This window comes from Chryseobacterium sp. II3a (assembly GCF_057815135.1).
In genome coordinates, this window is sequence record NZ_JBYPZJ010000001.1 from 1,042,163 (window position 1) to 1,053,767 (window position 11,605).

Consider the following 11,605-nt stretch of genomic DNA (forward strand, 5'->3'; position numbering starts at 1 on the left):
GCGGGTTGCGGGGTTCGGTTTAAATATCAAAAATGACACTCTCTTCATTAATCTTTTTTACCACACTTTCCGTTCTTTCTCTATGGGTATCTGTAATAAAGATTTGTCCGAAGTTTTCTTTATTGACCAATTCAATCAATTGAGAAACCCTTGTATCATCAAGCTTATCAAATATATCATCCAACAGAAGAATTGGTGTTTTCTTTGTTAACTCCTTTACTAAACTCATCTGAGCAAGTTTTAAAGAAATCAGGAAAGACTTCTGTTGTCCCTGAGAACCTATTTTTTTGATTAAAACATGATCCATTTCAAAAAGAAGATCATCTTTATGAATTCCTTTTGAAGTGTAGGTGAGCATACGGTCTTTTTCAATGCTTTCTTTTAACAGCTCCTCAAAAGTATTTTCTAACAGGTGAGATTCATAGATAACAGATACAGTTTCTTTCCCACCGGAAATAATCTGATAGAAATTCTGAACAATAGGATTGAGCTGTTCTACAAATATTTTTCTCTTATTGAAAATTTTAGTCCCAAATCTTGTAATTGGGTCATCATAAATTTCCAGCGAATCCTTATCCCAGGTTCTGTTTTTGGCAAAATATTTCAATAAAGCATTTCTCTGCTGGATTGTTTTTTGGTACTGGATCAGATCAAAAAGATACTCAGAATCAGTTTGGGAGATCATCGCATCCAGAAACTTTCTTCTGCTTTCCCCGGAATCGGAAATAAGGTTGGAATCGTAAGGGGAAATCATCACGCTTGGAAGATAGCCAATATGATCAGCTAGCCTGTCATAGCTTTTATCATTCTTTTTTATAATTTTTTTGGCTTCTTTTGGTTGAGTGATCCTGATATTATCTTCACCATCTTCATTCTGGATCTCTGCATCAATCGTGAAAAAATCTTCTTCCTTTTTAATGTTATTGAGATCCGTATTCCCCAAAAAACTTTTACCTACTGATAAATAATGAAGAGCATCCAGAATATTGGTTTTGCCTGCTCCATTATTGCCCACAAAACAGTTGATCTGTGGGGAAAATTCAAACTTTTTCTCAGAATGGTTTTTGAAATTATATAGGGAAATCTTCTTGATAATCATTCGTCAAAAATACTCCATTATTAGTAAAAATAAAAAAGGAAGTGCAGAACAAGTTTCTACTCCGAATGAAAAATAAGTGTCATCTCTTTTATTTTCAGAGAAGTAAATGAAAATATAAGTGACGATACTTGACAGAAAAAATGCTGCGGCATATATTGGTTTTAGATAAAAAACTCCGATAAGGCAGCTGATGAAAACCATTCCGTATGCAATATACTTTGTATTTTGAATACCAATCAGCATGGGAAAAGTCTTTATGGTATCGCTATTCATATCCCGGATATCAAATGGAAGAACCAATGCTGTAATATAAAAGAAGCTGATCAGGAAAATGGGCAGGTTGAATTCAGGAAGCGTCAGCCAGCAGTTGACCAATGCCCAGACCAATCCTACATAGAATACCTTTAGTAGAGGAATCTTCCGGATATAAACATCCAGGAAAAAACTGTTATACAATAATCCCAGGACAACAATGATAAACCATTTCAGTAATCTTACTTCATTATGATTATGAATAATTAAAAATGCACAGGCAATGCCAGCAAGAGCATTCAGAACCAATATTCTGAAAAAATATTGAGTGTATTGATACTTAGTGTAAATATACCCACTGAAATACGTAATGAAAATCAGAAGAATAGTAGGAAAACGGAATGTGTTTTGCTCTTTCATGAAAAATACTGCAAAAAAAGTTCCCATTAAGGAGACATAAATTTGGCTGTCTATGACGGTTTTTTTAAGTATTTTTATAAAGTTCATTTATCAAAATTAATATATATGAAAAGATTTTCCAAGATATTTATGCTTTCATTGCTATCATTGGGATTTTCACCGGTTTTCGCACAGAAATACTATGATGACCAGTGGAAAAAAATAGCAGAAAACACTCAGAAAGGAGCTTATAAATCTAATCTACCCATTGTTTTAGAACTGGAAAACCAAGCTATGAAAGAAAATAACACCATTCAGTTAATCCGTTCTCTGAAAGCAGAGTTCAGCATTGTCAACCAAACTGTAGATGACGATCAAAATGATGCGGCTTCAAAATTCTTTAAAAAGCTTCAGACAGCAGAAGCAAAACTGAAAGGAGAAGAGAAGCTGGTGTACAAAGTCCTTCTCAATGGATTTTTCCTTGATTATTACAATCAGAATTATTGGAAGATCAACGGACGAACCAATATCAATACGCAGGATGTTGCACAGATTGAGACCTGGACAAAACTTGATTTTAAAAATTATTTAACCAAAAGCTATCAGGAACTGGATCAGCAGAAACAGGACATGAAGAAAGCTTCTTTGGAAAAATATAAAGACCTGTTTTCGGAAACAAAAGATATTGCTTATTTCCCAAGTTTATATGATTGGTATGCTCTCAAAAAAATTGCCTTTTTATCTGAAAATAATATTTTCACGAAAAATGAACTTACAGAGAACAGAACTTCAATTAATTCGATTTTCGATGAGTTGATTGCACAGAATAATGGGAATGCCAAGCTGTATTTCATGAAAGATAAATTGGTAAATAACTGTGATTTCAATCAATGTAAAGATAAATTGGAACAGCTTCAGAAGTTAGTAAAATCTGACGTGCAGGGAGATTATAAAGTAGTCATCATGGAAGATATCATGAATGAGCTGGTGATGAAAAATAAAGCAAAGGAGGCAATTGCAGTGGCAGCTCAGGCTAAAAGTGAGTACCCAAAATCTCCTTTCCTTGAAAATATCAAAAGCAAGGAGGCCCAAATCACTAATCCGGTATTGAGTATCAAATATGAAAAGCAGACTCAAAATAATCTGCCGATTCATTTTATTGCGGAGTCTAAGAATGTGTCAGAATTTTCCATCAACATTTATGAGGTAAAAGAAGATTTTACATCTCTGATGCAGTATGTACAGAATTCCTATGCCAATAATTATTTCAGTAAAGTAAAAAAGAATCTGATAAGAAAGGAAACGTATCAGCTTACAGATCCGAAAGATTATCAGCTTCATAAAACTTCATTGGAAATTAAACCGCTTCCTTCCGGAGTATATGTTGCAGCATTTGCAGCAGCAGGAATGGATACAAAAGATAATGATCCTGAAAAGAATTTCTATTTTCTGGTTTCGGGAAACAAGATTATTTACCAGTCTAGATCCTCAAGAAATTCACTTGCAGATGATTTGAAATTAGTAAACAGTGAAAATGGGAAACCGATAATAAATGAAAACCTAAGTTTTTATGAATTTGCTAATAACAATTCAATCAATAAAATTGAAGGAAAAACCAATGATAAAGGAGTTTTCAAATTTCCAGCTACAGGCAATAAAGAATATTACAGGACTTATCTGATTCAACAGCCTAAAACCAATGACTTCCAGATCATGGAGGTATATGGAAATAACGGATTAGAAGATTATAATCCTAACAAAGAAGCCCGTACCAAAGCACAGATTTTTACAGATAGAGCCATTTACCGACCTGGGCAGATGGTTTATTTCAAAGTAGTGAATACCAGATTAAATAATGAGACGGAATCTGTCCTTTCAGGAGTGAAGCAGAAAATTACTTTGATCGATGCCAATAATCAGGAAGTTTCTTCTCAAAGCTTTACCACCAATGAATTTGGTTCCTATCATGGTAGTTTTATGCTGCCAAAAGGAAAACTAAATGGTACTTTTTACCTGAATACGGATGGAAACAGTCAGGGATACAAAGATATCAGGGTAGAAGAGTACAAAAGACCAAAGTTTGAAGTGTCCTTTGAGCCTGTGAAAGATGAATACAAATACGGTCAGACCATAGAATTAAAAGGGAAAGCGATGATGTTTTCCGGTGTAGCTTTAAGCAATACAACCGTAAATTACGAGATCAAAAAACAAAATATCCGTTGGAGATATTTCTGGTGGTATCCAAGAGGAAATGATAATGAAAACTCAATTTTAGGAGAAGCCAAAACGAATGAAAAAGGAGAGTTTGTGATCCGTTTGGACCTTAAGAAAGATGAAAAACTGGAAGGAATACAAATTGATAATTACCAAATCAATGCTTCTGTTACTGATATTAACGGGGAAACTCAATCGGCTAATACAGATCTTAAGGTTGCTTCAGTTTCTCATTACATTAAAGCTGATGAAATTAAGAATGTATTCAGTGATGAAAATGCAAAACTAAAAGTAGAAACCAAAAATTACAACGAACAGACTCTTAAAAAAGCTTATCAGGTTAAGTTATCTAAACTTGCTGCTCCAGATAGAATTTTCAGAGATAATTTTAAAGCTGAAGTTCAGAATCTTCCTCAATATTCAAAAACAGAGTTTATCAGCAAATTCCCACACGATTTGTTTGATAAAAATGATGAGATTAAAAATTGGAAAACAGAAAAAGTAATTGTTGAAAAACAACAGCAGCCATCTTCCGATATTCAGGCTTCTGATTTGGATTTAGGAAAACTGGAAGCAGGAGATTACCAGTTGGAACTGTTCAATATTGAAGGAAAAGACACCATAAAAGCAACGCAATATTTCAGTGTTTGGGATAAAGCATCTCTGAAGCCGGCTCAGAAAACATTCTTAACGGTTATTGCTCCTAAAGATGAGGTTTCAAGAGGTGAAAAAGCAAAAGTGTATGTGTACTCTGCCATTCCTGATGCATTGGTAAATGTATTTATTCAGAATGGATCTGGTAAAACGATCACAGAAACCCATCAATTTAAAAAAGGAATTTTGGAATACACAGCAGATATTCCAAAAGAAAAAAGTGTTTCTGAACTTAATCTTCAGTTCCAATTGGTCGCTTATAACGATGTACAGACAGAAACAGCTGCTTTGAAAATTAAGGACACAGAGAAGCCTTTAAAAATCGAAACAGTTACCTTCAGAGATAAACTGGAACCGAATTCAAAAGAAAAATGGACCGTAAAAGTATCTGGAAATGATAAAGAAAAAGTAAATGCAGAGGTACTGGCTAATATGTATGATATGTCTTTAGACCAGTTTGCCGTGAATAGCTATGGCTGGGATAAATTATACACCCCATTCAATATCATTACATCTTATGATGTGAGAGAATATCTGCTGCAGAAAAGATATCAGAACCGATTGACATATTATAATGGAAATTATGTGACAGTTCCTAGTTTTAACTGGTTTGATGGTAAATTTGGTATTGACGGAGATCGTGATGGAGATGGTGTTGCTGATAAAGATGATGCTTGTCCTACTGTTCCGGGAATGCCAGAATATAATGGTTGTCCTAAACCTAAGAATGTAATTGCTGCAGAAGCTACAGGCTATACATCTATGAGAAGAGCAAAAATGGCTGCTCCTGCTGCTCCCATAGCAAAAGAAGAAGCATTGGCAATGGATGCTGTTGGTAATGGAGCAGAAGTGGCAGCTCTTGAAAAATTAGATAAAGTTCCGGTACGTCAGAACTTAAATGAAACCGCTTTCTTCTATCCGGATTTAAAAACCGATGCGGAGGGAAATGTAAACTTCGAATTTACTTCTCCGGAAGCTTTAACGAAGTGGAAACTGATGTTCCTGGCTCATACAAAAGATGCAAGAGCTGCTACCTTGGAGAAAGAAGTGGTAACACAAAAAGAATTCTCTGTAACTCCAAACTATCCAAGATTCTTAAGAGAAGGCGATGAACTGAATTTACAGTCAAAACTATCCAACCTTACCAATAAAAAAATGAATGGTTCTGCCGAATTACAGATTTTAGATGCCTTCACCAATGAAAACATCTCTTCAAAATTCGGAATCACTTCAGGAACACAGAACTTTGATTTAAATGAAAACGGAAACGGAGCATTAACATGGAAATTAAAAGTTCCAAACAATGTATCTTCTATCATTTTAAAAGTAGTAGCAAAAGCAGGAGCTTATTCTGACGGGGAACAACAGGCGGTAGCTGTATTACCAAACAGAATGTTAGTGACCGATGCTGTACCAGTGTTTGTGAAAGAAGGAGAAACAAAGACTTTTGTGTTGGATAATCTTAAAAATAACACTTCTACAACAGCATCAAATGTTTCTAATACATTGGAATTAACAACCAATCCAATCTGGGAGATTATGTTTGCCCTTCCGAGCTTGAAAAATGATCAGAATAGCTCTGCGGATGTAGTTTTCAATAAGTGGTTTGCAGATGTATTGGCTTCAGAAATATTCAAAGCGAATCCTAAAATGAAAACGGTATTTGATGAGTATCAGGGCAAAGGATTATTGAATTCAAATCTTGAAAAAAACCAGGAGTTGAAACAGTTATTATTGGATGAAACACCATGGGTACTGGAAAGCAAGAATGAAAACGAACAGATGCAAAAACTGGCACTTCTGTTTGATGTCAACACGATGAGAAATTCAATCAACCAGAATTGGGATGATTTCAGCAAGCTTCAAAACCCTGATGGCGGATTCTCTTGGTATGCAGGTTATCCAAGCTCTTATGGTACTTCATTGTATATTCTGAAAAACCTTGGAAAGGTTAATCTATGGTTAAAAGATAATGCAAAAGAGTATCAAAATGCAGGACAGAATGCTTTAGTAGCAAAACTGATCCAGTATGTAGATAACGAAATCAGCAAATATGCCGATACTAAGAAAGAAAATGTTTGGAGCAACTGGGTTCTTGATTATCTGGATACCAGAAACTATTGGGAAAAACAATATCCTTTAAAAGGAAAAGGTCTGACTTTAAAAACATTAGTAAAGCAAAAAGCGAAAACGGCAAAAATTACTGATTTTACATTCTTCGGACTTCATCGTGCCGCTTTATTGATGAATGATTACGGAGTGAAAGACGTATCTGATAAATTGATGAATTATCTTAAAGAAACTTCTACAGATACCAAAACACAAGGAGTGTACTGGAAGCAGAATCTTAACGATTGGGGCTGGTTCAGTTCAAAAGTAGTGAACCATGCAGGAGCATTGGAGGCATTCAATACTTTAAAAGCAAATGACACAAACTTCATAGAAGAAATGAAGATCTGGTTGGTCACTCAGAAAGAAGTGAACTCATGGGGAAGCTCAAGAGGAACTGCAGAAGTGATCTTTACGATCTTAAACTCAGGGAAATCATGGACAGGTGCTGAAAGTGATAAAGCAACCATAGTTTGGGGTGGAAAAGAAATTGTTCCTCAGACTCAGGCAACAGGATATGTGAAATCAACAGTGAAAACGGATGCTATAGATAAAAACTTGGGAACTGTTACTGTGACTAAACCAGGTCCTGGAATTGTTCAGGGAGGATTATTCTGGCAGTATTATGAAGATCTTGATAAGATTAAATCATCTGAAAATTATATTTCCGTAACCAAAGAACTGTATAAAAAAGTGAAAACGGTAAATGGAGAAGAACTTCAGAAGATTTCATCAGAAACACCATTGAAAGTAGGAGATAAGGTAACCGTTAGAATGATCCTGAATACAGACAGAGCGATGGAGTTTATTCATATTAAAGATATGAGAGCGGCAGGATTTGAACCGATAGATGCGTTGTCAGGATACCAGTGGAAAAATAATTTAGGATATTATCAATCTACTAAAGATGCGTCCACAAATTTCTATATTCAATATATGCCAAAAGGTAAATATGTATTTGAATATGATGTGGTTGCTAATGCATCAGGAAAGTTCTCAAACGGCATTACCACAATGCAGAATTACTATGCTCCACAGATGAATGCACACACACAAGGAACCGGTGTTCAGATTTTGGAATGATTTTTGGCTATTAGGAAATACGTAAAATTTAAAACCAAATAAAATGAAATTTTCAAAAACTTTAATGACTGGATTGGTATTGATGGCTGGAGTAAGTGCTTTCGCTCAAAAGAAAGCTGAAAAGTTTGAAAAACTACAGATTGAAATGTTCCCAAAAGCTAAAGAAGGATACAAACAAGTATACATCCAGCTTCCTGTTGCAAAAAATGAAAACGATTTAAAAGTGGAAGTTTTTGTAGGCGCTGAAAAAATGTTAGACTGTAACAATTACTCTTTAATGGGAGAAATGAAAAGCCAGGATCTTCAGGGATGGGGTTATAACTATTATGAAGTAGAATCCAAAGGAGAAACAGCAGGAACATTAATGGCTTGCCCGGGGCAGAAGCTTTCTAAAAAGTTTGTTACCCTTAAGCCGGAAATCATAAGATACAACAGTAAGCTGCCATTGGTATTCTATGTGCCAAAAGACATAGAAGTTCGTTACAGAGTGTTAAGGCCTGATAACGGAATGAAAAAAGCAGTTCAAAAGTAAATTTGCAAGCTTATTATAAACAGAAAACTCCTCACAGTAATGTGGGGAGTTTTCGCTTTTATACATTACGTAGGAATTATTATTACGTTATGGCTCACTAAGTTTTTTTTGAAATCTTCATTTTTTAAGACCACAAAGGCATTTCACTCAGCAATGAAGCAGTAAATATCTTCGCTGAATGAAATGCCTTTGCGAACGAAACTATTTTCTATTCGGTTTAAAAAACTTTTGTAACCTCCACTGTAAAAGAACCAGAGCTTCATAATCCAAATTCAGGTTAATAATATTTACTCATATTACCTTTTGATTCTTACCTAGGAAGTCTTTTTCATAACGCAATGCTCGCAAAGTTTTTTCTGAAATTTTCATTTTTTTAAGACCGCCAAGGCGTTTCACTCAGCAATGAAGCCGTAAATATCTTAGCTGAATGAAATGCCCTAGTGAACGAAGTTATTTTTAATATAGATTAAAACCCTTTGCGATCCCAGCGTTAAAAAAACAGTATTTAATGGTCTCAAAGCCAACTTAATCTTCTGTGCTATTTGTTTGAATTTCTAATCAGGAGATCTTAAATGCCTTTGTATTCTATGAAAAAGACCCTTAAAAGAAGAGACATAAAAGTGGAGTTAAAATTTTTTTCAAATTTTTTTAGTTTTTAATTAACTTTTAAACGGTTTTGATAAGACGTTATTTCAAAGACTTTTATACTTAAACACATTTTAAACTTATTTAAAATTCATGGTTTTGTTAAATTATCTTTGAGTATTTTAACATTTTTTGCATTATATTTGTTATAAACATAAACCATGAAAAACAATTTATTGATTTTTACGTTTAGTTTTTTTGCTTTTCCTGCTTTTGGCTGGGCACAGTCTGCGCCGGATTTTAAAGAACTTCTGGATAGTGCAATGGTTCGGGACTCGAACCTGAAAATGCAGATTACCCAAAACAAACTTACCGATCTTGACGAACACAAGTTAAAAGATATCTTTCTTCCTACTTTGGAACTAAGCGGTAAAGCTGGCTACCTGAACGGAACAGCAAGACTTACGTCACCGGAAATTAATCTGGCCCCTTTTATCAATATTGCTGAAGGAGCGTTCAACAATAACTTCAATGTATCCGGATTTTCAGGAGTAGCCAAGGCAGAAGCTAAGATGCTTGTGTATTCCGGTGGAAAGGTCAAGTACCTGAAAAAGGCTGTTGAGGAAAAGAAAAAATCTGAAGATGTGCTGTTAGAAAAATCCAGAGATGAGGTTGTTGCGAGTATTTCCAGAGCTTATGACCAGTTAGCACTGATCCATCAGTCTAAAAAGGTATTGGATGAAAGTACAAAAAGATTAGACATCAACAAGAAAACTGCCGATAAAGCATTAGGTTACGGTTTGATTACGCCTTACGATCACAAAAAGATTGAACTGGCTCAGGCTACTTTAAATGCAAAGGTAGTAGAATATGAAGGGAAAAAGGAGTTGCTTCTTACCCAGCTTTATATTTTAACGGGAATCAATAAGGAGCGTCTGAGAATGATAGATCCGGTATTGTCTCCCGTAGAACTTTTAGCGGCAGAAAAAGGAATAGAGCAGAGAGCAGAAGTTCGTGCCCTTGAGCATGGAATTGCTGCTGCAGACTATAAAATAAAAGCAGAAAGAACCTGGATGATCCCTAAAGTTCAGCTGATGGCTTCTGCTTACTATATCGGATTATATGGAAATCACATCAAAAGCTCTGAAAATATAGTTCCGGCTGTTCCGATTCTTGGCTATGAAGGTAAAAAACTGGACTGGAGCCCTAATAATGTTAATATTTTCCCTTTAATCACCGCAGGTGTTGGTTTTAAGTGGGAGATTTTTGATGGAAAAGAAGGGAAACATGCTGAAGAAACGGCTAAAGTAGGGAAGGAAGTACTGCAGAATCAGAAAGAAGATGCATTGAAAAAACTATCATTGAACTTGGCAAATAATCAGACCAATTATGATATTGCTACCGCACAGATCACTTTAAAAGCTAAAGAAAAAGAGCTGGCTAAAAATGCATTGGTACAGGCTGAAAAAGAATTTAGATATGGAATGAGCAAATCGTCCCAGTTGATTGATGCAGAAAATGATCTTGAAGCTTCAGAACTGGAATATCAAAATGCCATTTTTAACCAGAGAAGAGCAGGAATAGAACTGATGAGAGCAACTCAGGAGCTGGATATTACCAAATTTTATATAATCCCATAAAAATTAAAATGATGCATAAAAATATAGCTATAGTCTTTGCTTCTCTGTTTTTACTGGGAAGTTGTGATAAGAAAAACGAAAAAATTAAAGAACCGGAAGGGAAAACCAAAAAGGATGTTATCTCATTTGCTCCAAAGGTAACCGGAAGGATTTTAAAAATATATGTCGCCGAAGGGCAGACGGTAAAGAAAGGAGATACGTTGGCCCAGCTTGATGTTCCGGAAGTATCTGCAAAAATAGCACAGGCACAAGGTGCTGTGAGTGCTGCTACAGCTCAGGAACAAATGGCTAAAAACGGAGCTACTCCTGATCAGTTAAGACAGCTTCAGGCAAAATACAAAGGATTGAAAGAACAGTATGATTTTGCTCAAAAGTCTTACAGAAGAGCTAATAACATGTTCCGTGATAGTTTAATGTCTCCACAAGCACACGATGAAGTATATGCAAAACTACAGGGAGCAAAAGCACAATATGATGCAGTAGTAGCAGAGTTGGATGATGTAAACAGAGGAACCCGTTTTGAAAAAGTGGAAATGGCAGCGGGGCAAGCTTCTCAGGCAAAAGGAGCATTGCAGGAAGCGAATGTAGCCTATTCAGAAAGATACATCATCGCTACCAATGATATGGAAATTGAAACCATCAGCTTGAATACAGGTGAATTGGCTACCGCAGGATTTGCTTTATTTAATGGATATATTCCTGAAAGTACTTATTTCAGATTCACTGTTCCGGAAAGTGCTATTTCAAAATATAAAAAAGGCCAGAGTGTGAATATGCAGATTGTTTACAACAAAGAAAATCTTCAGGGAACTGTTGTATATATCAAACAGCTTACAAGATATGCTGATATCACTACAGCATACCCAGATTATCAGTTGCAGGATGCTATTTACGAGATCAAAGTAAAGCCAACAGACATGAATAAGGCCAAAAGTCTTTTGGTAAATGCCAATGTGATCCTGAAATAATTATGAAAAGAAATAGGGCGGTTTGCTTCGATAAATAGGGCTTCCGTCTGGTTATTTAAAATATTAAAAT

General features: G+C 35.4%; 6 protein-coding genes. 4 read left to right on the top strand and 2 right to left on the bottom strand.

The window, feature by feature from the left end:
• Positions 1-19 precede the first annotated feature (19 nt).
• The gene (recF, locus tag AC3HD6_RS04615) at positions 20-1,099 is read right to left on the bottom strand and encodes a DNA replication/repair protein RecF (RefSeq protein WP_488895301.1); all 1,080 of its coding nucleotides are present in this window, start codon (positions 1,097-1,099) and stop codon (positions 20-22) included.
• A 3-nt stretch (positions 1,100-1,102) separates the two neighbouring features.
• Complete coding sequence (locus AC3HD6_RS04620; protein ID WP_488895302.1) at positions 1,103-1,858, bottom strand: UbiA prenyltransferase family protein; 756 nt, start codon at positions 1,856-1,858, stop codon at positions 1,103-1,105.
• An 18-nt stretch (positions 1,859-1,876) separates the two neighbouring features.
• Here AC3HD6_RS04620 and AC3HD6_RS04625 point away from each other — a divergent pair, with 18 nt between their 5' ends.
• The 4 genes from AC3HD6_RS04625 (at position 1,877) to AC3HD6_RS04640 (ending at position 11,535) form a co-directional block, all read left to right on the top strand.
• Complete coding sequence (locus AC3HD6_RS04625; RefSeq protein WP_488895303.1) at positions 1,877-7,810, top strand: alpha-2-macroglobulin family protein; 5,934 nt, start codon at positions 1,877-1,879, stop codon at positions 7,808-7,810.
• A gap of 43 nt (positions 7,811-7,853) precedes the next feature.
• Positions 7,854-8,342 (top strand): serine protease inhibitor ecotin, encoded by a 489-nt coding sequence (eco, locus tag AC3HD6_RS04630; protein ID WP_488895304.1) that lies wholly within the window; start codon positions 7,854-7,856, stop codon positions 8,340-8,342.
• An 806-nt stretch (positions 8,343-9,148) separates the two neighbouring features.
• The gene (locus AC3HD6_RS04635) at positions 9,149-10,567 is read left to right on the top strand and encodes a TolC family protein (protein ID WP_488895305.1); all 1,419 of its coding nucleotides are present in this window, start codon (positions 9,149-9,151) and stop codon (positions 10,565-10,567) included.
• 11 nt (positions 10,568-10,578) lie between these two features.
• Complete coding sequence (locus AC3HD6_RS04640; RefSeq protein ID WP_488895306.1) at positions 10,579-11,535, top strand: HlyD family secretion protein; 957 nt, start codon at positions 10,579-10,581, stop codon at positions 11,533-11,535.
• Positions 11,536-11,605: the final 70 nt, after the last annotated feature.

Bases quoted from the DNA above. Each gene is read 5' to 3' on its own strand.
- recF (WP_488895301.1), bottom strand. From the start codon at position 1,099: ATGATTATCAAGAAGATTTCCCTATATAATTTCAAAAACCATTCTGAG.
- AC3HD6_RS04620 (WP_488895302.1), bottom strand. From the start codon at position 1,858: ATGAACTTTATAAAAATACTTAAAAAAACCGTCATAGACAGCCAAATT.
- AC3HD6_RS04625 (WP_488895303.1), top strand. From the start codon at position 1,877: ATGAAAAGATTTTCCAAGATATTTATGCTTTCATTGCTATCATTGGGA.
- eco (WP_488895304.1), top strand. From the start codon at position 7,854: ATGAAATTTTCAAAAACTTTAATGACTGGATTGGTATTGATGGCTGGA.
- AC3HD6_RS04635 (WP_488895305.1), top strand. From the start codon at position 9,149: ATGAAAAACAATTTATTGATTTTTACGTTTAGTTTTTTTGCTTTTCCT.
- AC3HD6_RS04640 (WP_488895306.1), top strand. From the start codon at position 10,579: ATGCATAAAAATATAGCTATAGTCTTTGCTTCTCTGTTTTTACTGGGA.